We start from the raw sequence: 22,176 nt of genomic DNA on the forward strand, positions 1-22,176 counted from the left end.
TCTGTGCAACCACGCGCGAAAATCTTGCAGAACGTTTGGCGCTGAGCTTAGAAGCAAAAGCTGCAACGGCTACAATGCACGCCTTGCCCCTTGATTGGTTTGAACATGTCCATCGAACTGCTGGCAGCGCCGCTATGGCCGCTGCTGAACAAGTTTTACCGCAGCCACAACTCGTCGATGAAGGCGCTCAAGGGCGGGCAGCTGTGGGTGGCAAGGGACACGGACATCGTTGCCGGTTTGTGCCTGACATCCGTGGTCGGTGGGCAATGGCTCACGGGTGTGTTCGTCGACCCAGCCTATCGCGGCCAGGGGCTGGCGGCGCGGTTGATCCACCAAGCCGTGGCGCAGGTGGACGGCACGGTATGGTTGCTGTGCCATCCAGACCTTGAACCGCTGTACCAGCGCATGGGGTTTTCTCAAGACACCGTGTTGCCGCAGTCGCTGAGCGAACGGCTGGTGCGCTACAAGCGCAACAAGCCGATGATTGCGATGGGCTTGAATGCCCGGGATGAACAGTAACCACTGCGGGGGGCGGTCAAGCAGCAGCCCAAGCGAGAAGTCATCTGTGGCGAGGGAGCTTGCCCCCGCTGGACTGCGCAGCAGGCCTATTGTTTGGGGCCGCTTCGCGGCCCAGCGGGAGCAAGCTCCCTCGCCACGGGTACGGTGTTCGCCGGGGGTGTTTCGAGGGTTATTCGTCGGCCGTTGGGTCCATGTCGGGGAACATCACGTCGATAAAGCCGAACTTGCTGAAGTCGGTTATCCGCGACGGGTACAAGCGGCCGATCAGGTGATCGCATTCATGCTGCACCACCCGCGCATGGAAGCCGTCGGCAAAACGTACGATCGGCTCGCCCTTGGGGTCGAAGCCTTCGTAGCGGATCTGTTGATAACGGTCCACGGCGCCGCGCAGGCCGGGGACGGACAGGCAACCCTCATAACCCTCTTCCAGCACTGGGCTGAGCGGCGTGATCAACGGGTTGATCAGGATGGTCTGCGGTACCGGTGGCGCGTCCGGGTAGCGTTCGCTGGCCTCGAAACCAAAGATCACCAGTTGCAGGTCCACGCCGATCTGCGGTGCGGCCAGGCCGACGCCGCCCACATGTTCCATGGTCTGGAACATGTCGTCGATCAGTTGCCACAACTCCGGGCTGTCGAACATTTCCGGCGGCACTGGCGGAGCAATGCGCAGCAGACGTTCATCGCCCATTTTCAGGATTTCACGGATCATTGATCGGGCTCGATGATGGGTTTGGAGTGGTCCCGGCCCAGGCCTGAGACATGTTGTTTTTCGCCGGCATGGCCCGGTTCGCCGATTTCCTTCTCACCGGGGTCCTTGCCTTCGGCGGACATGTGTTCGATCACCGCGTTCATCTCCGCGCCGAGCAACAGCACCGCGGCAGAGATATAGAAATACAGCAGCAGGACGATGATCGCACCGATACTGCCATACATGGCGTTGTAGTCGGCGAAGGTCTTGACGTAGTAACCAAAGCCGAGGGAAGCGACAATCCATACCACCACCGCCAATACGGAACCTGGGGTAATGAAACGAAACTCCTGTTCGACGTCCGGCATCACGTAATACATGAGGGCCACGGCAAACATCAGCAGGATCACGATCAGCGGCCAGCGCAGGATGGTCCACAGCGTGACGACAAACTCCTGCATGCCGATCTGCCCCGCCAGCCATTCCATCACCTGCGGGCCGAGTACCATCAACGCGGCGGCGGCCAGCAGCATGCCGGCGATGCCGATGGTGTAGAAAATCGACAACGGGAAACGCTTCCAGATCGGCCGCCCTTCCACCACATCATAGGCCGCGTTCATCGCGCTCATCATCAAGCGCACGCCGGCGGATGCAGTCCAGAGAGCAATCACGATACCCACCGAAAGCAGCCCACCCTTGGATTGCTGCAACTGGTCGATCACCGGGTTGACCTGCTCCAGGGCTTGTGGCGGCAGCACCAATTCCGACTGCAGGCGCAGCCAGGTGAAGAAGTCGGGCAGATGCAGGAAACCGATCAGGGCAATCAGGAACAGCAGGAAGGGAAACAGCGAGAACAGCATCTGGTAGGCCAGTGCCGACGCGTAGGTGGGCATCTCGTCATCGACGAATTCCGTGACGGTGCGCACCAGCACCTTGTGCAGCTTGAGGCCATCGAGTACCGGAAAAATCATAGCGTCTCCTTTCGCCGCAAAGAGGTTGAGATCGTGGGCGACTCAGGGGCCGTTTTCTACATCAAAGTAGCCCATTTGGCGACTTTGAAACAATTTCTAAACTTTAGTTGCAGCAGCGGATACAAAAACGGCCATCCGTGGATGGCCGTCGGGCTGCAGGGGTGAGCCAGCCATACCGTCTTACTCGGTGGCTTTTTTCACCGCGTCCTTGGTCTTGCCCACTGCCTGCTGCGCTTCGCCTTTCTTTTCCTGGACCACGCCTTCAGCACGCAGTTTGTCGTTATCCGTAGCCTTGCCGACACCTTGCTTGATGTTACCGACGGCTTCATTAGCCGCGCCTTTTACCTTATCGGAAGTGCTGCCCATGGTATTACTCCTGATAACAATCAAATGGTTTTTGGTCACTACGCAGCGGTTGACTCGAAGCCAAGCGCCAGAGTTTCAATTATTTTCAGTGGGCATTTCATCGAATGGGGCAGGTTTGCCTTTATGTTTTGCGGCCAACCCACGAGAATGCCCGGCAGATTCAGGCTCGAACGCTGAATAACAGATCCCGTAGGAAGGTTATGAAACTCAATAAAGCACAGGCCATCGCCCGCAGAAACCAGGAACTGGGCGGTGCCGTACTCGGCGTCAACAACTGCCACTTCACCGACCTGGACCCCAAACGCAATATCTGGTGGTTCGACCTGCCAGTGGCGCGGATTGGCGTGGGCCAGTACGAGTGGATTCACCTGTTGATGCACAACGCCGAGACCGACCAACTGCTGCACCTGAAAGTGCCAACCGTGTTCCTGCGCGAAAACCTCGAAGGGCTGGTGGTGCGCAATGCCGGCAAGCGCAAGCCGGAAATCACTCTGGAACTGAGCGCCGACAAGGACTCGTTCCTCAAGGACGTGCGCCCTGCCGGGGCCGGCATAAGCTTCGCGCAGTTCGCCCTGTAGGAATGCTGAAAAAAATGTGGGAGGGGGTTTGCCCCCTCCCACATTTGAGGTGCGTTACTTCTTGAGACCGAGTTTCTTCAGCTCTTCGTCCCGCAGTTCACGCCGAAGAATCTTGCCCACATTGGTGGTCGGCAGCGCATCGCGAAATTCAATGGCCTTGGGCACCTTGTAGCCGGTGACGTTGGCGCGCATGTGCTCCATTACCTGTTCCTTGGTCAGCGTAGCCCCTGGCTTGACCACGATGAACAGCTTGATGTGTTCCCCGGATTTTTCATCCGGCACGCCGATGGCCGCGCACTGCAAAACGCCCGGCAGGCCGGCGAGCACGTCTTCCAGTTCGTTGGGATACACGTTGAAGCCCGACACCAGAATCATGTCTTTCTTGCGGTCGACAATACGCATGTAGCCGTCAGGCTGGATGATCGCGATGTCACCGGTCTTCAGCCAGCCTTCGCTGTCGAGCATCTCGTCGGTAGCGTCCTGGCGCTGCCAGTAGCCCTTCATGACCTGTGGGCCCTTCACGCACAGCTCGCCGGTTTCGCCCAGCGGCAGCTCGGTGCCATCGTCGGCGATCACTTTACACACGGTGGATGGCACCGGGATGCCAATGGTACCGATCTGGTTATGCTGGATCGGGTTCACCGTGGCCACCGGGCTGGTCTCGGTCATGCCGTAACCCTCGCAGATGCCACAACCGGTCACGGCCTTCCAGCGCTCGGCCGCCGCCAGCTGCAGCGCCATGCCGCCGGACAGGGTGACCTTCAGCGCGGAGAAATCGAGCTTGCGGAACGCTTCGTTGTTGCACAGCGCCACGAACAGGGTGTTGAGGCCGACGAAGCCGCTGAATTTCCACTTCGAGAGTTCCTTGACCATTGCCGGCAGGTCACGCGGGTTACTGATCAGGATGTTGTGGTTGCCGATCAACATCATCGCCATGCAATGGAAGGTAAACGCATAGATGTGGTACAGCGGCAATGGCGTGATCAGGATTTCGCAACCTTCATTGAGGTTGGAGCCCATCAGCGCCTTGCACTGCAGCATGTTGGCGACCAGGTTGCGATGGGTGAGCATGGCGCCCTTGGCCACGCCGGTGGTGCCGCCGGTGTATTGCAGCACCGCCACATCGCCGCTGGCCGGGTTGGCATCGCTCACCGGCTGGCCGTGCCCCTTGGCCAGCACATCGTTGAACTTGATCGCTTGCGGCAAGTGATACGCCGGGACCATTTTCTTCACGTACTTGATCACGCTGTTGATCAACAGGCGCTTGAATGGCGACAGCAGGTCGGCCACTTCGGTCACGATCACGTGCTTGACGGCGGTCTTGGGCACGACTTTTTCAGCCAGGTGCGCCATGTTGGCCAGGCAAACCAGGGCCTTGGCCCCGGAGTCATTGAATTGATGTTCCATTTCCCGCGCGGTGTACAGCGGGTTGGTGTTGACCACGATCAGCCCGGCACGAATCGCACCGAACACGGCGACCGGGTACTGCAAAACGTTGGGCAGTTGCACGGCGATTCGGTCGCCAGGCTTCAGGTCGGTGTGCTGCTGCAGGTAGGCGGCGAAGGCACCGGACAATTCGTACAGCTCACCGTAGGTGATGGTCTTGCCCAGGTTGCTGAAAGCCGGTTTGTTGGCGAAGCGCTGGCAGGACTGCTTCAGTACCGCCTGAATATTCGGATACTCGTCCGGATTGATTTGTGCAGCAATCCCGGCGGGGTACTTATCCTTCCAAAAGTCTTCGTTCATGGAAGCCCACTCCTCAGCGACGCGAATTCATCATCGCATTTGATGCGATTATTATTGGTGTATGTATTTTTAAGGTGAATCTGGCGCTTTAAAGCAGGGCCTAGACGTCACAAAGCGCGCCGAGAGTAGCAGCTTTGCCAAGGGCCGCCTAGAGCCAAACGAGGGCCCTACGGTCATTATCACGACTGTCCTACAATAATTGGTCACACTTTAAACGTAGGCAAAATAACCCACTGGAAGGCTCTGGAATGGGACTCGCAGGCCATACAAAAACAATGTGGGAGGGGGCTTGCCCCCGATAGCGGTGGGCCAGTCACCAATAACGTGACTGACACTCCGCAATCGGGGGCAAGCCCCCTCCCACATTTCCTGGCTATTTCACTTCAAGCGATGTCGCGCAGCTCCCGCCGCAGAATTTTGCCCACCGGCGTCATCGGCAACGACTCACGCAGCACAATATGCTTGGGCACCTTGTAGCCCGTGAAGTTGGTCTTGCAATAGGCCTTCAACTCCTCAAGGCTCACCCCTTCGGCACGCGCAACCACAAACAGCTTCACTGCCTCCCCCGTGCGCTCATCCGGCACGCCGATCACTGCGCAGTTGGCCACGGCCGGGTGGGCCATCACCACGTCTTCGATTTCGTTGGGGTACACGTTAAAGCCCGACACGATAATCAGGTCTTTCTTGCGATCGACAATGCGTATGAAGCCGTCGGCATCGATCACCGCGATATCGCCGGTCTTGAGCCAGCCTTCGGCGTCCAGGGTTTCGGCGGTGGCCTGCGGCTGCTGCCAATAGCCCTTCATCACCTGCGGGCCCTTGATGCACAGTTCGCCGCGTTCGCCCAACGGCAGCTCGGCGCCCTCGTCGTCGATCACTTTCATGGCCGTGGCCGGCACCGGAATACCCACCGTACCCAGCCGCGATTTGTTGCCATAAGGGTTGGTGCTGGCCACTGGCGAGGTTTCGGTCAGGCCATAGCCCTCGCCGATCGCACAGCCGGTGATTTGCTGCCAGCGCTCAGCGGTGGCCTTGATCAGCGCGGTGCCGCCGGAGTTGGTCAGCTTGAGGTGGGAAAAATCCAGGTTCTTGAATTCCGGATGGTCCATCAGCGCCACGAACAGCGTGTTGAGCCCCAGCAGCCCGGTGAAGCGCCATTTTTTCAGCTCCTTGATGAACCCGCCGATGTCCCGTGGGTTGGTGATCAACACGTTGTGGTTGCCGGAGACCATCATGCACATGCAGTTCGCCGTGAACGCATAGATGTGGTACAGCGGCAACGGGGCAATCATCACTTCCTGCCCTTCCTTGATCAGCGGATGGCCGTCGTCCCCCACTTGCGACATGCACGCCCGCGCCTGCTGCATATTCGCCACCAGGTTACCGTGGGTGAGCATCGCGCCCTTGGCCAGGCCGGTGGTGCCACCGGTGTATTGCAGCACGGCAATATCATCGAGGCTCACCGGATGTCGCGTCACCCCCAGGCCCGCCCCCATACGCAAGGCGCGCTTGAACGACACCGCGCGCGGCAGGTGGTAGGCCGGGACCATCTTCTTCACTTTGTCGACCACGGTGTTGATCAGCCAGCCTTTGGCGGCGGGCATTAAGTCGCCCATCTTGGCTTCGATCAGGTAGTCGATCTCGGTATCGGTACACACCTCCTGTACCCGCGAACCGAACAGGTTGAGGTAGACCAGCGCACGCACGCCGGCATCCTTGAACTGATGGCGCATTTCACGCGGGGTGTACAACGGGTTGGTATTGACCACGATCAGCCCGGCGCGCAGGGCGCCAAACACGGCAATCGGATAATGCAACACGTTGGGCATCTGTACCGCGATGCGCTCGCCGGGCTTGAGGTCGGTGTGCTGCTGCAGGTAACCGGCGAACGCCGCACTCTGGCGCTCAAGCTCGGCGTAGGTCAGGGTAATGCCCATGTTGCTGAACGCCGGACGGTCGGCAAAGGTCTTGCAGGAACGCTCGAAAACTTCGATCACCGAATGATAGGTGGTGAGGTCGATGGCATTGGGCACGCCCGCCGCGCGTTTGTCATTCCAAAAATCAGGTTGCATTATTCTTGTCCTCTTTACCTGAGTGTGTCCGGCCGCTTTTCTATGCAGCTATAAAGAGCGGAGCTTTGAGGACGTTAGCAGTAATGGCCAAACAGGCAAATACACTGAACTGTGTCATTGATTGTATGAATCTTGTTGCTGAGGCGTAGGCAGATACCCCGCCCTTCGACAGATGAGCTATACACTGCAACGACCCTGAGCAAAGGAACCGCCATGAACCACAACGCTTTCTGGCTGACCGCGAACGACCACAGCCGCCTGTACGTCAATCAATGGATGCCCGATGCCACCCCCAAGGCTCTAGTGATGCTGTCCCATGGCATGGCCGAGCACAGTGGCCGTTACGAGCGCCTGGCGCAGGCGTTATGTGGCGCCGGCTACGGTTTGTATGCGCTGGACCAGCGTGGGCATGGCCGCACCGCCGAGGGAGGCACTTTGGGGCTGTACGCCGAGCAAGATGGCTGGAACAAAGTGGTGGGCGACCTCGCCAGCCTTAATCAGCATATCGGCCAGCAGCAACCGGGGCTGCCGATTATTCTGCTGGGCCACAGCATGGGCAGCTATATCGCCCAGGCCTATCTGCTGCACCACAGCGCCAGCCTGCATGGGGCGATACTCAGCGGTTCGAATTTCCAGCCGGTGGCGTTGTATCGAGCCGCGCGGGCGATCGCACGTATCGAACGCGCACGCCAGGGCTTGCGCGGGCGCAGTGCGTTGATTGACTTTCTATCGTTCGGTTCCTTCAACAAAGCGTTCAAACCCAATCGCACCGCCTTCGACTGGCTCAGCCGCGACCCGGTTGAAGTCGACAAGTACATCAACGATCCGCTGTGCGGCTTTCGCTGCACCAATCAGTTGTGGGTCGACCTGCTCGGTGGCTTGCAGCAAATCAGCAAAGCGTCCAATCTCGCGCAGATCGATCCGGGCCTGCCGATTCTGATAATAGGCGGCGAATGTGATCCGGTCAGCGAAGGCAAGCGTCTCAAAAACCTGGCCCATGCCCTGCGTGAGGCCGGCTGCCAGCACCTGCAACTGACGATCCATCCGCAGGCGCGTCATGAAGTGTTCAACGAAACCAACCGCGACGACGTTACTGCGGATGTGCTGACATGGATCGAGCAAGCCCTGACATTGCGCAGGCCCGCCCGCTGCGAATAATTTTTCGTTTAAAATCAGCCAATTAAATTACCGTTTAGCCACAGGATGCACGTTTAGATGACCCAGGTAACCAACACCCCGTACGAAGCCCTCGAAGTCGGCCAGACCGCCAGCTTCAGCAAGACCGTCGAAGAGCGCGATATCCAGCTGTTCGCCGCCATGTCCGGCGATCACAACCCGGTGCACCTGGATGCCGACTATGCCAAGGCGACCATGTTCAAGGAGCGAATCGCCCACGGCATGTTCAGCGGTGCGCTGATCAGCGCAGCGGTAGCCTGTGAACTGCCTGGCCCGGGCACCATTTATATCGGCCAGCAGATGAGCTTTCAAAAGCCGGTCAAAATCGGTGACACCCTGACCGTGCGCCTGGAAATCCTGGAAAAGCTGCCCAAGTTTCGTGTGCGCATTGCCACGCGCGTGTTCAATCAGCGCGATGAGCTGGTGGTGGACGGCGAAGCGGAGATTCTTGCCCCTCGCAAACAACAAGTGGTGACGCTGACCGAGCTGCCGCCAATCAGCATTGGCTGATCCGTCGCGTCACGTAAGGGACGGCCTCCCACCGGCCGTCCTGATTTGGCCATCCACGCATCAACGTTCATTGAACCAGGCGTTATCCCACACCCTACGCCCCTAATAGCGACTGGCGTCGTCCTGTACGTTCGAGAAAACTTAACTGGCTTCAAACATGCAAAGCCAGTTGTCTGTTCAGTCGAATCCTCAAACCAGGGTAATCCGTTCTTACGGCTGACGCCGTATTCAGAACACGCCAGGAAACTATTAAGAATGAAGAATCCGCTCGAAAACGTGATTTATGAAAATAACACTTTCAAAGAATCGGGAACTTGGTTCAGCGGCACACTCCTACCTGATAGAGCTTCAGCCAGTATTAGCGCAGTGGTGTTCCAAGGCAACCTGTATGTATTTATTCAACACTACGGCAGCATGGACAACGGCAAAGTTGACTACCTGGTTTTCCATCGCATGGCATCGGGCCAACTGAAGAACATTTCCAAACACACGATCGCGCATATATACGTCACCGGCACACCTGCGGTAGCGGTATACGATAATAAAATCTATTGCGCGTTTCGGCCCGGCGGAGACTCGCAAAAGTTAACGTACACCACCTTTGACGGGAACGCCTGGTCAAGCGTCATCACGACGAGCAAGGGTATTTTGACCTCCCCTTCCCTGGCGGTTTACCGAGATAGATTGTATTGCTTCCACCAAGGCTGGGAGGAGGACCGGGGAACCCTTTGGTATTCCACATTCAATGGCTCCGATTGGGACGAGGATCACCGTATCCCAGGCGTTGAGATAACGGAGTCGCCTTCCCTGGCCGTGCATAACGGTGCGTTGTATTGCGCCTATCATAGGGCGAGCGCCAAAACCGCCTGGTGCATTAAGTTTGACGGCACGCACTGGTCTCATGAAATGAGCCTGTCTGCCAACGTTTTGGAAAGCCCCTCCCTTTATACTTACAATGACAGCCTTTATAGCGCGCGCACCGTCAAGTCCGAGCACGCCAGCCTCTGCGTAAACTATCTGGAAAATGGCAGTTGGTGCGCTGACAAGGTCATCGTGAAAAGCGACATCTCGAACAGCCCGTGCCTGGTAGAGTATGAAGGTCTTCTTTATTGCTTCTATCGAAACAACAACCATACCCTGTCGTACACTTTCCAACATTATCAAACCCTGAACCGGGCCATCCCATTGCTTGATGTCTGGGGCGAAGGACGCATACATTCCGGCAACTTGGTATCCGGCTTCGACACGGCAGTTAACTTGAATTTATACCGACAGGCCGTTTCCAATGGCATTAGCCGCCACAGTGCAATCCCAAACATCATGCCGGTTTCGACATACGAGGAGCCCGACTTCCCCATCGGCTGCGAGCACGTTAAAACCGTTACTTTAATGGGCGCCCCCATCACCGAAAGGGTAGCTGATGAAATAGGTCGAGTACTTGATATCGAAGGCACCGTATTTTTATTCGCGCCGGATGAGCAGGAAAGGGAGATGTTTCAAATTAGAAACAAGTTTCGGCTCAAACCTATCAGCACCGCCACGCTGCCCTCGCCAATCGATCAGATTTCCAAGGACTTCCACCCCGTTTACGCCTATAAAAAATACAGAAGCTGAGCCGCTATAGCCCGGGGCCTGCCGGGCAGGCGAAAAAAATCCGAAGCCCAAAACGGGCCTCGGATTTTCTTAGGCGCTAGACATCAGTCAATGCGCTTGCAACCGTGATGCGGCTCAAATCAAGACTGGGCACGCGCCTGGTTACGCAGGGCTTTAACCTGGTCGTGGTTGCGCTGCACGCCGTGGAACTGGCGCTCCACCAGGTCACGAATACCCAGCAGGTTGTGCTGATTGATCTTCTCGATCGCTTCCTTGTAAGCCTTCAGTGCGTGGTCTTCACCGCGCTCGGCCTCGTTCAGTACCGCTTCTTCGTCCTTGCCGGTCACCATCGACTTCACGTCGACCCAACCGCGGTGCATTGCACCGGCCACACTGCCGGATTCTTTTGGCTCGCCACCCAGGGCACGCACGGCGGTTTTCAGTTCTTCAGCGGCGGTACCGCAATCAACGGCACGCTTGGCGAACAACGCCTTGAGTTCAGGGTGCTTGATGTCTTCAGCGCATTCCTTGAAACCCTTTTGGCCGTCAATGCTGGTTTCGATCAGGTCGTTCAATACCGAGATGGATTCTTTATTGATGTCAGTCATTTTTCAATTCCTTATGTGGGTTGAGGAAGGTTGCTTTAATGATTGCAGCGCCCGTGCCAGGTTTTGAAAAACTATTTAACCTTTATATTTCAAAGACTTACGATTTATTGAACCATCTGTATGTACGTTATTTGCATGATCTGTCATTTGGCCTTCGTGCAGAATGCCTGTATTTTCCCAACTACCGACCCGCACGCTTGAAGCCCATGAACCCCGAAAAACTCGAATTGCTGATCACCCGCCAAATGCCCTTCGGCAAATACAAAGGGCGGATCATCGCTGACCTGCCCGGCCCCTACCTGAATTGGTTCGCCCGCGAGGGTTTTCCCCACGGCGAACTGGGTGGCTTGCTGGCACTGATGCAGGAAATCGACCACAACGGCCTGGCCGAATTGCTCGAACCGCTACGCGTAAAACACGGTAAACCCGCCCCTCGCCATTAACTAAGAGCCGCCCGATGCCAAGGAATGCAGACAACGAACTTCACTGGCAGGCCATTGCCCAGCGCTACGAGCCGGAGCCAGGCCCGATCAATCTGGAAAACGGTTACTTCGGACGCATGAGCCGTGCAGTCCAGGCGCAGTACCTGGAGCATGTTGCGTTTATCAACCGCAGCAACTCGGTGTATGTGCGCCAGCGTTTCGAGCAGGGAGAAAATCTGCAGATTCGCCGCCAGCTGGCCGGCTTGATCGATGCAGACCCGGACTCGCTGGCCTTCACCCGCAACGCCACCGAAGCCTTGCAGTCGCTGATCCGCAACTACAACCGCCTGCAGCCGGGCGATCAGGTGCTGATCAGTGATCTGGAGTACGACACGGTCAAAGGCGCGATGCGCTGGCTGGCCGGCGTGCGCGGGGTGGAGGTCGTCGAAATTACCCACACTCACCCAGCCAGTTTCGACAGCCTGCTTCAGACGTATCGCGATGCCTTCGTTCAATACCCGCGCTTGAAGCTGATGGCGCTGACCCATGTCACCCATCGCACTGGCCTGGTGATGCCGGTGGCGGCAATCGCCAGGGCGGCGCGTGAACGCGATGTCGACGTGATCCTCGATGGCGCCCACGCCCTGGGCCAGATCGACTTCAACCTTGCCGAACTGGGCATTCAGTTCGCCGGCTTCAACCTGCACAAATGGATTGGGGCACCGCTGACCCTGGGCTTTCTGTATATCGCCCCGGAGCGCCTGGCGGATATCGACCCGGACATGGGTGAATTCCACTACCCCACCACCGACGTGCGTGCGCGAACGTCCTACAGCACGCCGAACTTTCCGGCGCTGATGAGCCTGCCCTTGGTGTTTGAAGAGCATCGCCAATTGGGGGGTGCGGCGGCCAAGGGGGCGCGGGTGAACTACCTGCGCGATCTTTGGGTGAGCCAGGTGCGGCCGCTACCGGGGATTGAAGTGCTGACTTCGGATGATCCGCGCCTGTATTGCGGGATCACGGCGTTCAAGTTCGCTGGTCGCGATCAGCAGGTGATGGTCGACCGGTTGCTCAAAGAGTATGACGTGTTCACCACGACCCGCTCAGGGGCAGCGTTTGGCACGTGTATTCGGGTGACACCGGGGTTGATGACTACGGCTACGGAGATCAATGTGTTGGTGCACGCGATTACCCAGCTCAACACAGATTGAAATGTGGGAGGGGGCTTGCTCCCGATGGCGGTGTATCAGTCACCAAATGTATTGACTGAACCACTGCTATCGGGGGCAAGCCCCCTCCCACATTAGACTGTGTGGTGGTCTTGATTTCCACAGGCAAAAAAAAGCGGTCCGCCGACCAAGCGCACCGCAAAAATGCCGTTAAGCACAGCAACAACGATTCGGTAAATCAGATCAGTCCAGCAGCGCCAGCGCCTCGGCGGTGACTTCCTGGATGCGCGCCCAGTCGCCGTTCCTGACCCACTCAGGATCAAGCATCCAGCTACCGCCCACGCACATCACGTTTTTCAACGCCATGTAGCTTTTGATATTGGCCGGGCCGACGCCGCCGGTCGGGCAGAATTTCACTTCGCCGAACGGGCCGCCCAAGGCCTTGATCGCCGCTACGCCGCCGCTGACTTCGGCCGGGAACAGCTTGAAGCGGCGATAGCCCAGGCCATAGCCTTCCATGATGCCGGAGGCGTTGCTGATGCCGGGCAGCAGCGGGATCGGGCTGTGCACCGAGGCTTCCAGCAGATCGCGGGTGATGCCGGGGGTGACGATGAATTGCGAACCGGCCACCTCAGCGGCTTCAAGCATATGGCGGTCCAGCACGGTGCCGGCACCGGTGCACAGTTCAGGGCGCTGCTCGCGCAGCACCTGAATGGCCTTGAGGCCGAACTCGGAACGCAGGGTCACTTCCAGGGCGGTCAGGCCACCGGCGGCCAGGGCATCGGCGAGCGGCAGGATGTCCTGTTCGCGAGCGATGGTGATCACCGGCAGAATCCGCGCCTTGGCGCAGAGGCTGTCGATCAGGGCAACTTTATCCGCCATGGACACGGTCGGTTGAGGGCTTTTCATAGCGGCTGATCCTTGGCTCATGGGCACCAGTAAATCTCTAGAGTAGGTTGCAAAAACGCGCGAATCGGCATGGCAGCAACATCGTCACTGGCCAGGGCCGCGCTCAAGGTGGTCAATTTCGAACTCCCGGAAATCGACAGCACGGTGTAGTGGGCCGTGGCCAGTAAGGCGCGACTCATGGTCAGGCGCTGGTGCGGCACGGTCGGCGCCAGCATGGGCCAGCAACGACGGGTACCGTCGGCCTGCAACGCTTGGGCGAGGTTCGGGCTGTTGGGGAACAGCGAGGCGGTGTGACCGTCATCGCCCATGCCCAGCACCAGCACATCAATCGCTGGCAGCTCGGCCAGCAGGCGATCAGCCTGCTCGGCCGCGTCTTCGAGGTTGGCTGCGGCGCTGTACAGGCTCAAAAACTTTGCCTTGGCCGCCGGGCCTTGCAGCAGGTGCTGCTTCAACAGGCCGGCATTGCTGTCGGCGTGCTCAACCGGCACCCAGCGCTCGTCGGCCAGGGTGACGGTGACCTTTGACCAGTCCAGGGCCTGCCTGGCCAGGTTCTGGAAGAACGCCACGGGACTGCGGCCACCGGACACCACCAGGGTCGCCGCGCCACGGGCACTGATGGCCGCGCGCAGTTGTTCGGCCACGTCATTGGCCAGGCCGTCCGCCAACTGCACGGGCGTGCGGTACTCATGGGCAGTGACGCCCTGAGGCAGTTTCAATTCAGATATCGCCATACCACGACCTCCCATCCCGCGTGATCAGTGCAATCGAGCTCATCGGCCCCCAGGAACCCGCCGCATACGGCTTGGGCGCATCACCGGATTTTTTCCACCCGGCGATCAACTGGTCACACCACTTCCACGCGGCTTCGATTTCATCTTTGCGAACAAACAGGTTCTGATTGCCGCGCATGACTTCCAGCAACAGCCGCTCGTAGGCATCGGGAATCCGTGCGCTGCGATAGGTGTCGGAAAAATTCAGTTGCAGCGGACCACTGCGCAGTTGCATGCCCTTGTCCAGGCCCTGCTCCTTGGTCATCACGCGCAAGGAAATACCTTCGTCCGGCTGCAGGCGGATGATCAACTTGTTGCTGATCTGCAGGCGCTGCTCGGGGGCGAAAATATAGTGGGACGGTTCCTTGAAGTGGATGACGATCTGCGACAGCTTTTGCGGCATGCGCTTGCCAGTACGCAGGTAGAACGGCACCCCGGCCCAACGCCAGTTACGGATATCGGCCCGCAGGGCGACGAAGGTCTCGGTGTCGCTCTGGGTGTTGGAGTTCTCTTCTTCCAGGTACCCCGGCACGGCTTTACCGGCGCTGTAGCCGGCAATGTACTGGCCGCGCACCACCTGGGTGGTCAGGCCTTCCGGGCTGATCGGCGCCAGGGCCTTGAGTACCTTGACCTTCTCGTCACGGATGCTGTCGGCGGATAGGTCGGCCGGCGGGTCCATGGCGATCAGGCACAGCAACTGCAGCAGGTGGTTCTGGATCATGTCGCGCAGTTGGCCGGCCTTGTCGAAGTAACCCCAACGGCCCTCGATACCCACCTGCTCGGCCACGGTGATTTCCACGTGGGAAATGTAGTTCTGGTTCCATTGGGTTTCGAACAGGCTGTTGGCGAAACGCAAGGCGATCAGGTTCTGGACGGTTTCCTTGCCCAGGTAGTGGTCGATACGGTAGGTGCGGTTTTCCGGGAAAAACTGCGCGACGGCGTCATTGACCTTACGCGAGGATTCCAGGTCAGAACCAATCGGCTTTTCCAGCACCACGCGGGTGTTTTCCGCCAGGCCGACCTTCGACAGGTTTTCGCAGATCGCGCCATACACGGCGGCCGGAGTGGCGAAGTAGGCAATGAGGCGCTGCTCGCTACCGACCTTTTCGGCAAGGCCGACGTAGTCGTCGGCCTTCATGAAGTCGACATGCACATAGGCCAGGCGAGCGAGGAAACGCTGGGCCACGGCTTCGTCCAGCTCCTTGCCAACGTATTTGCGCAGTTCTTTTTCGATATGGGCCAGGTGCTGCTGCTCGGAACCGGCTTCGCGGGCCAGGGCCAGGATGCGCGTATCCTCGTGCAGGAGGCCTGCGCCATCGAGCTGATAGAGGGCAGGAAATAACTTGCGTAGCGCCAGATCACCCAAGGCGCCAAACAGGGCAAAGGTGCAGGGTTCCACGGTTATCGAAGGCATGATGTTTGTTCTTTTATCAAGTTAAGCTACAAATACCTTTTTTCAAGGCATCACTCAAGGAAAAATGTAGTAATAACCACAACATTTTCCGCAAATACGCATTGCGAGTGGTGGTGTTCAGCTACCCTCAGTAGGATAGGCCACCGCGAAAAGCCACTCATCGATTGGTTACCGCCTTTTTATTTGCATCGTCGCCCGAAGGAAAGACTGAATGGACCGCGTGCGAAATCTTCTGGAACAGATCCGGAACCGCCTCGAAGAATTGAACAAGGCCGAACGCAAGGTCGCCGAAGTGATCCTGCTCAACCCGCAGCAGGCCACGCGCTTCTCGATCGCTGCCCTTGCCCAGGCCGCCTCGGTCAGTGAACCGACGGTCAACCGTTTCTGCCGTTCGTTCGGCGTCAGCGGTTACCCTGAACTTAAATTGCAGTTGGCGCAAAGCCTGGCCAGTGGTGCGGCGTATGTCAGCCGCGCCGTGGAAGCCGATGATAACCCGGAGGCCTACACCCAGAAGATCTTTGGCAGTGCCATTGCGTCCCTGGACAGCGCCTGCCAGGCCCTCGACCCTGCGCTGATCAGCAAGGCCGTTGACTTGCTGATCCAGGCGCGGCAGATCCACTTCTTCGGCCTGGGCGCCTCGGCACCGGTGGCCATGGATGCGCTGCATAAGTTCTTCCGCTTCAACCTGGCGGTCACCGCCCACGCCGACGTATTGATGCAACGCATGATCGCCTCGGTGGCGCATACGGGTGAATTGTTCGTGATCATTTCCTACACCGGGCGTACCCGTGAGTTGGTGGAAGTGGCGCGTATCGCGCGGGAAAACGGCGCGTCGGTGCTGGGCGTGACGGCAGAGAACTCGCCGCTGGCCAAGGCCAGCACCGTGAGCCTGAATATTCCGCTGCCGGAAGACACCGACATCTACATGCCAATGACCTCGCGGATCATTCAACTGACGGTGCTGGATGTGCTGGCGACCGGCATGACGTTGCGCCGCGGGGTGGATTTCCAGCCGCACTTGCGCAAGATCAAAGAGAGCTTGAATGACAGCCGGTATCCGGTGGGGGATGAGTTCAACTGAGCCAGCGTGCTTGTGTGCTGGATGTACTGGCCTCATCGGGGGCAAGCCCCCTCCCACATGGGTTCTTTGTGATTCTCACAGTCGGTTAACACTGAAGATCAAATGTGGGAGGGGGCTTGCCCCCGATGAGGCCATCAGCCACACCGCTAAACCCCAGCCCTCGCCTGCAGACTCAAGTGCGCCCTCTCCCCCGGCGCCAGGCTCGCGCCGGCCATCGCCGACTCCACGCACACAAACCCCGACGCCTCGTTGAAGCTTACGCCCAGCAACGGCCGGCTGCCGGGGTGCCACACCACGGTATCGGCGCTGTCGCCGGTGTCGATGCACAGTTCACGCTGCCAGGCGTGGTCCTTGAGGTGTAACTCACCCTCATGCTGGAACACCCGCTGGCAGCCGCCATCCACACGCAGTTCGCCTTCCTGCTGGCAAGCCTGACGGTTGAGCTGGTCATAACCTTGCGCTCCGTCGAGCCCAGACAGCGCTACCTCATCAACGTGACCAATACGCCAGTAGGCATGCAAAGCATGGCTCAGCTGGCACGGCAGTTCATCCTGATGCTCGGTGCTCAGGCGCAGCTCCAGGGTTTCGCCCAGATGCGCATGCAGGTCCACCTGCCAGTCGCACAACTGCAACTGCCAGTGCAGGCGCACGCCATCGTCATCGGTGCTGCTGTCGAGCAGTTTCCAGTCGATCAAGCGTGCCCAGCCATGGGACGGCCAGGCGTTTTCGCTGGGGTGACGGCCATACCAAGGCCAGCACACCGGAACCCCACCACGGATGGCACCGACTTGCGGCCATTTGGCCGCGCACCACAACCAGGGTTTCTGGCCGGTGGGCTGAAAATGCAGCAACTGAGCGCCCTGGCGACTGAACACCGCCTGGCACAGCGGATGGTCGATCACCAACACATCGCGCATCTGAAAGCGCTCCCAGGCGAACACCGGACGCTCGCGCAAGGACTTGAAAAAGCGTTGCAGTGGTTGCTCATGCATGTGCCACGGTCCTGAATATCACAGTGCAACCCAAAAAAAAGCGGATAGCCATGGCTACCCGCAAAATGCGCACAGAGAGAAGGAGCTTATCGCAACAGCGTTAGAACGTAGACTGAATTTTCAGGCCCGCTACCAGCGCGTTGTCGACTTTGTCCACGCCACCCGGCTGGACAACGTATTGCAGGTTAGGACGCACGGTCAGCCAGTTGGTGACGTGGAAACCGTAGTTGAGTTCGACGTTGTACTCGGTCTCGCGAATCGGCGTGTAGAGCGGGTTGTCGTAGTCGCTGACACCATTGGCGGCGTTGAGCAGCTCGGAGTTCTTTTTCACGTCATCGTTGACGTGCAGGCGAGCGACACCAATGCCGACGTCGTCTTTTGGACGCGCGTCGAATGGGCCCTTGTACACCAGCATCAAGGACTGGTAGTTGTCGACCAGGTTGGTTTCCTTGTCGTGGAAGGTCGCGTTGGCGGCAATGTTCAGGCCGCGTGTAGCGTCGCCGTTATGCGTGGTGAGTTGCTGTTGCGCAACGAACCAGTAGCCTTTCTTGCTGCTGCGGGTACGGTAGGCGGCGCCAGTGGTAGCGGCGTCGTTGCCGTTGATGTCTTCACGCACGTCAGAGGCATCGGCGGCGCTTTTGTAGTAACCCACACGGTATTCGCCCGGCAGGTTGTTGACCTTCGGCGACCAGACCAACTCCACCGGAATCACGGTGCCTTTGGTACCGCTGCCGCTGAGTTTGAAGCCGTTGCCGTGCTCCAGCTGCGACGGGTTCTGGTTGTAGGCACCGATCTGCGCATACAGCTCAGGCGTGATGTTGTACTTCACGCGGATAGCCGCCTGGCTGACGGGCCAGTTGTACCAGGTGTTTACGTAGTTACCCACCTGGGAGCCACAGAACGACAGGTTCTGGAAGTCGCACGGGAAGGTGTTGAAGTCTTCGCCTTCACCGAAGTAGCCGAGTTTGACGTCCAACTTGTTGTCGAACATCTGATGCTGAACCCAGAACTGGGTCAGGCGCACCATGTGGCCACGGCCATACACTTCCTGGGACGAGCTCAGGGTGCCGGCACGCGGGTCGCCGATACGGTCGTTGGAGATGTTCTGGCCATTACGGTTGGTGAACTGGATCTTGGCCTGGGTGTTATCCCAGCCCCACAGCTTTTGCAGGTCCAGTGCCACGCCCAGACCGAACTGGTCGGAGTAACGACCAGTCTTGTCGTCGTTGTAGCCACCGTGGGCGTTGTAGCCCATTTCCCCAACGTAGTCGGCCTTGATGTCGATACCTTGCTCGATCAGCTTGGTACGCTCGCCGCCCCAATCGCCGGTCATCCACTTGGAATCGGCGCTGAACGCATCGGCCGCCATCGCATTGGCGGACAATACAAGGGCTGCTGCCGCTGACAGTTGGCAGAGCAGCCGGGTGTTGTTGTGTTGCTTTTTCATCCCTACATCCTCGTCTTTATTGTTATTAAACTGTTTTTATCTAACGCGGGTTACATTTTTTAATTAAAACAACAACTTAAATCCTAATCAAATCCCTGTAGGAGCGAGCTTGCTCGCGAAAAATCCGAGAGCGCCACTCTCAACCAGGAGCGCTGCGTCATCGTTAACGACCTTCGCGAGCAAGCTCGCTCCTACAGATGCTTCAACGGCCTTTGAACTGGGCCACGTTGTCGGCATGCCCCTGCGCCGGCAATGAAGCAGCGCTGCCCAATCGCTCACCGGTCTTGGCATCGAACAGCAATACCTTGGCCGGGTCGAACTGCAGGGTCAGGGTCTCGCCAACCTGCGGTGCCACGTCCGGCGCCAAACGGCAGCAGACCTTGGTGTCATTGAGCTGCACGAACACCAGGGTGTCCGGGCCGGTCGGCTCGGTCACCTGGACTTCGGCGCGAATGCTCGAAGCACCGTTGCCCTCGCCTACCGCCAGCACGATCTGCTCCGGGCGCAGGCCCAGGATCACATCGCGGTCTTCCAACCCAGCGTCATTCATGCTCAGCGGCAGCTCGCAACGGGCCTGGCCGCTGTCGAGCAGCGCCACCAGGCGACCGTCCTTGCGTTGCAGGCGCAAAGGTACGAAGTTCATGGGAGGTGAACCGATAAAGCTTGCCACAAACAAGTTGGCCGGGTCGTTGTAAATTTCTTTCGGCGTACCAAATTGTTGGATGATGCCGTCCTTCATCACCGCCACTTTGTCACCCAGGGTCATCGCTTCGATCTGGTCGTGGGTCACGTAGACGGTGGTGGTCTTCAGGCGCTGGTGCATCAGCTTCATTTCGGTGCGCATCTCGACGCGCAGCTTGGCGTCGAGGTTCGACAACGGCTCGTCGAACAGGTAGATCTTCGGCCGACGCGCCAAGGCCCGGCCCATGGCCACGCGCTGTTGCTGGCCGCCAGAAAGCTGGCCCGGCTTGCGGTTGAGCAGGTGCTCGATCTGCAGCAGCTTGGCCACGCGCGCCACTTCGGCGTCGATGTCGGCCTGGGGCATCTTGCGGATCTTCAGGCCGAACTCGATGTTCTCGCGCACGCTCATGGTCGGGTAAAGCGCGTAGGACTGGAACACCATGGCGATGTCACGGTCCTTGGGGCTCATGCCGCTCACGTCCTGATCACCGATCATGATCGCGCCGCCGGAGATGGTCTCAAGGCCGGCGATGCAGTTCATCAGCGTGGACTTGCCGCAACCCGAAGGGCCGACCAGGATCAGGAATTCACCTTCCTTGATCGACAGTTCGATGTTCTTCAAGGTGTCGGGCAGGCCGGCGCCATAGGTCTTGTTTACATTGCGAAGTTCAAGCGTAGCCATGATTACCCCTTGACCGCGCCGGCCGTAAGGCCGCGCACGAAATACTTGCCTGCGATCACATAGACCAGCAGGGTCGGCAGCCCGGCGATCATCGCCGCCGCCATATCCACGTTATATTCCTTGGCCCCGGTACTGGTGTTGACCAGGTTGTTCAGCGCCACCGTGATGGGCTGGGAGTCGCCGCTGGAGAACACCACACCGAACAGGAAGTCGTTCCAGATCTGGGTGAACTGCCAGATCAGGCAGACCATGATGATCGGCGTCGACATCGGCAGAATGATCTGGCGGAAGATGGTGAAGAAACCGGCACCGTCCAGGCGAGCCGCCTTGATCAGCGCATCCGGAATGCTTACGTAGTAGTTACGGAAGAACAGCGTGGTGAACGCCAGGCCGTAGACCACGTGCACGAAGACCAGGCCGGTGGTGGTGCTGGCCAGGCCCATCTTGCCGAGGGTGAACGACGCTGGCAGCAACACGGTCTGGAACGGCAGGAAGCAGCCGAACAGCAACAGGCCGAAGAACAGCTGCGAACCGCGAAAGCGCCAGAACGACAGCACGTAGCCGTTCAACGCACCGATGGCCGTGGAGATCAGCACAGCCGGCACGGTGATCTTGAGCGAGTTCCAGAAGTAACCGTCAACGGTGGCCCAGGCCTTGACCCAGCCGATGCCGCTGAACACGGTCGGCCAGCTCAGCAGGTTGCCGTTGCTGATGTCTTCCGGGGTCTTGAAGCTGGTGAGCAGCATCACCACCAGCGGCACCAGATACAGCAGCACCGCGAGGATCAGCACCGCGTAGATCGCGATGCGACTCAGGCTGATGGCGGGTTTGGCGGCGAGACTAGTCATTGCGCTTGGTCCTCAGCTCGGAATACAGGTAGGGCACGATGATCGCAAGGATCGCACCGAGCATCAGGATTGCACTGGCCGAGCCCATGCCCATCTGGCCGCGACTGAAGGTGAACGAGTACATGAACATGGCCGGCAAGTCGGACGAATAGCCCGGGCCGCCTGCGGTCATCGCCGCCACCAGGTCGAAGCTCTTGATCGCAATGTGCGCCAGGATCATCACCGCACTGAAGAACACCGGACGCAGGCTTGGCAGCACCACACTCCAGTAGATGCGCGGCAGGCTCGCGCCGTCGATCTGCGCGGCGCGGATGATCGACTGATCAACCCCACGCAGGCCCGCCAGGAACATCGCCATGATAAAGCCCGAGGCTTGCCATACGGCGGCGATGACCAGGCAGTAGACCACGCGGTCGGGGTCGATCAGCCAGTCGAGACGGAAGCCTTCCCAGCCCCAATCACGCAATAATTTGTCCAGGCCCATACCCGGGTTGAGCAGCCATTTCCAGGCGGTACCGGTGACGATCATCGAGAGCGCCATCGGGTACAGGTAAATGGTGCGAATGAAACCTTCGCGACGGATTTTCTGGTCGAGGAAAATCGCCAGCATCACGCCGATCACCAGGGTGATCCCGATGAACATCCCGCCGAAAACGGCCAGGTTCTTGCTCGCGACCCACCAGCGATCGTTGTCGAACAACCGCTCGTATTGCGCAAGGCCAGCCCACTTGTAGCTGGGCAGGAACGTGGAAGTGGTGAACGACAGCACGAACGTCCACAGGATGTAGCCATAAAAGCCCACCAGCACGATGAACATGCTCGGCGCCAGCACCAGTTTAGGGAGCCAGCGCTGCAGTGCATCGAACGGCGAGGCCTTGCTGAACACAGCAACAGAACTCATGGGAAAATCCAGTACAGGAAAAGGACTAGCAGG

At 58.8% G+C, this 22,176-nt stretch carries 22 protein-coding genes; 8 read left to right on the forward strand and 14 right to left on the reverse strand.

Annotated features, from left to right (window positions below):
* The first annotated feature begins 105 nt into the window (after window positions 1-105).
* Window positions 106-519 carry a GNAT family N-acetyltransferase gene (locus C4J94_RS21105; RefSeq protein ID WP_124387904.1) on the forward strand — a complete coding sequence of 138 codons (414 nt, stop codon included), beginning with the start codon at window positions 106-108 and terminating at the stop codon, window positions 517-519.
* A gap of 169 nt (window positions 520-688) precedes the next feature.
* Here C4J94_RS21105 and def read toward each other — a convergent pair whose 3' ends face one another.
* The 3 genes from def to C4J94_RS21120 all read right to left on the reverse strand — a co-directional run bounded on the left by def (window position 689) and on the right by C4J94_RS21120 (window position 2,544).
* Entirely contained in the window at window positions 689-1,228 is a 540-nt protein-coding gene (gene def / locus C4J94_RS21110) for a peptide deformylase (protein ID WP_124387905.1), read from the reverse strand.
* The gene (locus C4J94_RS21115) at window positions 1,225-2,178 is read right to left on the reverse strand and encodes a YihY/virulence factor BrkB family protein (RefSeq protein WP_124387906.1); all 954 of its coding nucleotides are present in this window, start codon (window positions 2,176-2,178) and stop codon (window positions 1,225-1,227) included. Before C4J94_RS21115 ends, def begins: the two co-directional genes overlap by 4 nt.
* Window positions 2,179-2,358: 180 nt before the next feature.
* Window positions 2,359-2,544: a CsbD family protein gene (locus C4J94_RS21120; protein WP_124387907.1), complete on the reverse strand. Its 186-nt coding sequence runs from the start codon at window positions 2,542-2,544 to the stop codon at window positions 2,359-2,361.
* 200 nt (window positions 2,545-2,744) lie between these two features.
* Here C4J94_RS21120 and C4J94_RS21125 point away from each other — a divergent pair, with 200 nt between their 5' ends.
* Window positions 2,745-3,122, forward strand: a complete 378-nt coding sequence (locus C4J94_RS21125) for a hypothetical protein (RefSeq protein ID WP_124387908.1) — start codon at window positions 2,745-2,747, stop codon at window positions 3,120-3,122.
* A gap of 54 nt (window positions 3,123-3,176) precedes the next feature.
* Here C4J94_RS21125 and fadD1 read toward each other — a convergent pair whose 3' ends face one another.
* Both fadD1 and fadD2 read right to left on the reverse strand, forming a co-directional pair.
* The gene (gene fadD1, locus C4J94_RS21130) at window positions 3,177-4,868 is read right to left on the reverse strand and encodes a long-chain-fatty-acid--CoA ligase FadD1 (protein ID WP_124387909.1); all 1,692 of its coding nucleotides are present in this window, start codon (window positions 4,866-4,868) and stop codon (window positions 3,177-3,179) included.
* Window positions 4,869-5,251: 383 nt separating this feature from the next.
* Complete coding sequence (gene fadD2 / locus C4J94_RS21135; RefSeq protein WP_124387910.1) at window positions 5,252-6,940, reverse strand: long-chain-fatty-acid--CoA ligase FadD2; 1,689 nt, start codon at window positions 6,938-6,940, stop codon at window positions 5,252-5,254.
* Window positions 6,941-7,153: 213 nt separating this feature from the next.
* Between fadD2 and C4J94_RS21140 the strand changes: the two genes are divergently transcribed.
* The 3 genes from C4J94_RS21140 to C4J94_RS21150 all read left to right on the forward strand — a co-directional run bounded on the left by C4J94_RS21140 (window position 7,154) and on the right by C4J94_RS21150 (window position 10,240).
* The gene (locus C4J94_RS21140; protein WP_124387911.1) at window positions 7,154-8,098 is read left to right on the forward strand and encodes an alpha/beta hydrolase; all 945 of its coding nucleotides are present in this window, start codon (window positions 7,154-7,156) and stop codon (window positions 8,096-8,098) included.
* A 57-nt stretch (window positions 8,099-8,155) separates the two neighbouring features.
* Entirely contained in the window at window positions 8,156-8,626 is a 471-nt protein-coding gene (locus C4J94_RS21145; protein ID WP_065949403.1) for a MaoC family dehydratase, read from the forward strand.
* 255 nt (window positions 8,627-8,881) lie between these two features.
* The gene (locus tag C4J94_RS21150) at window positions 8,882-10,240 is read left to right on the forward strand and encodes a hypothetical protein (RefSeq protein WP_124387912.1); all 1,359 of its coding nucleotides are present in this window, start codon (window positions 8,882-8,884) and stop codon (window positions 10,238-10,240) included.
* 119 nt (window positions 10,241-10,359) lie between these two features.
* Here C4J94_RS21150 and C4J94_RS21155 read toward each other — a convergent pair whose 3' ends face one another.
* The gene (locus C4J94_RS21155) at window positions 10,360-10,827 is read right to left on the reverse strand and encodes a PA2169 family four-helix-bundle protein (RefSeq protein WP_124387913.1); all 468 of its coding nucleotides are present in this window, start codon (window positions 10,825-10,827) and stop codon (window positions 10,360-10,362) included.
* A gap of 206 nt (window positions 10,828-11,033) precedes the next feature.
* Here C4J94_RS21155 and C4J94_RS21160 point away from each other — a divergent pair, with 206 nt between their 5' ends.
* Window positions 11,034-11,270, forward strand: a complete 237-nt coding sequence (locus C4J94_RS21160) for a DUF3820 family protein (RefSeq protein WP_065887770.1) — start codon at window positions 11,034-11,036, stop codon at window positions 11,268-11,270.
* Between the two features lie 14 nt (window positions 11,271-11,284).
* Complete coding sequence (locus tag C4J94_RS21165; protein ID WP_124387914.1) at window positions 11,285-12,460, forward strand: aminotransferase class V-fold PLP-dependent enzyme; 1,176 nt, start codon at window positions 11,285-11,287, stop codon at window positions 12,458-12,460.
* A gap of 201 nt (window positions 12,461-12,661) precedes the next feature.
* Here C4J94_RS21165 and C4J94_RS21170 read toward each other — a convergent pair whose 3' ends face one another.
* Genes C4J94_RS21170 through zwf form a run of 3 tightly spaced genes read right to left on the reverse strand, consistent with a single transcriptional unit; the run spans window position 12,662 to window position 15,511 of the window.
* Window positions 12,662-13,327 (reverse strand): bifunctional 4-hydroxy-2-oxoglutarate aldolase/2-dehydro-3-deoxy-phosphogluconate aldolase, encoded by a 666-nt coding sequence (locus tag C4J94_RS21170; protein ID WP_065949399.1) that lies wholly within the window; start codon window positions 13,325-13,327, stop codon window positions 12,662-12,664.
* A gap of 17 nt (window positions 13,328-13,344) precedes the next feature.
* The gene (gene pgl, locus C4J94_RS21175; protein ID WP_124387915.1) at window positions 13,345-14,058 is read right to left on the reverse strand and encodes a 6-phosphogluconolactonase; all 714 of its coding nucleotides are present in this window, start codon (window positions 14,056-14,058) and stop codon (window positions 13,345-13,347) included.
* Entirely contained in the window at window positions 14,045-15,511 is a 1,467-nt protein-coding gene (gene zwf, locus C4J94_RS21180; RefSeq protein ID WP_124387916.1) for a glucose-6-phosphate dehydrogenase, read from the reverse strand. Before zwf ends, pgl begins: the two co-directional genes overlap by 14 nt.
* A gap of 220 nt (window positions 15,512-15,731) precedes the next feature.
* Between zwf and C4J94_RS21185 the strand changes: the two genes are divergently transcribed.
* Window positions 15,732-16,592: a MurR/RpiR family transcriptional regulator gene (locus C4J94_RS21185; protein WP_169856377.1), complete on the forward strand. Its 861-nt coding sequence runs from the start codon at window positions 15,732-15,734 to the stop codon at window positions 16,590-16,592.
* A 146-nt stretch (window positions 16,593-16,738) separates the two neighbouring features.
* Here the strand turns inward: C4J94_RS21185 and C4J94_RS21190 are convergent, their stop codons facing one another.
* From C4J94_RS21190 to C4J94_RS21210, 5 genes are all read right to left on the reverse strand, one after another.
* Window positions 16,739-17,584, reverse strand: coding sequence for a D-hexose-6-phosphate mutarotase (locus C4J94_RS21190; protein WP_124387917.1), 846 nt, complete (start codon window positions 17,582-17,584; stop codon window positions 16,739-16,741).
* Window positions 17,585-17,684: 100 nt separating this feature from the next.
* Window positions 17,685-19,031, reverse strand: coding sequence for a carbohydrate porin (locus C4J94_RS21195; RefSeq protein ID WP_124387918.1), 1,347 nt, complete (start codon window positions 19,029-19,031; stop codon window positions 17,685-17,687).
* 202 nt (window positions 19,032-19,233) lie between these two features.
* Complete coding sequence (locus C4J94_RS21200) at window positions 19,234-20,394, reverse strand: ABC transporter ATP-binding protein (RefSeq protein WP_124387919.1); 1,161 nt, start codon at window positions 20,392-20,394, stop codon at window positions 19,234-19,236.
* Window positions 20,395-20,396: 2 nt separating this feature from the next.
* Window positions 20,397-21,242, reverse strand: coding sequence for a carbohydrate ABC transporter permease (locus tag C4J94_RS21205; protein WP_124387920.1), 846 nt, complete (start codon window positions 21,240-21,242; stop codon window positions 20,397-20,399).
* Window positions 21,235-22,143, reverse strand: a complete 909-nt coding sequence (locus tag C4J94_RS21210) for a carbohydrate ABC transporter permease (RefSeq protein WP_124387921.1) — start codon at window positions 22,141-22,143, stop codon at window positions 21,235-21,237. Before C4J94_RS21210 ends, C4J94_RS21205 begins: the two co-directional genes overlap by 8 nt.
* Window positions 22,144-22,176: the final 33 nt, after the last annotated feature.

The sequence above is a fragment of the Pseudomonas sp. R5-89-07 genome (genome assembly GCF_003851685.1).
Taxonomy (GTDB): Bacteria; Pseudomonadota; Gammaproteobacteria; order Pseudomonadales; family Pseudomonadaceae; genus Aquipseudomonas.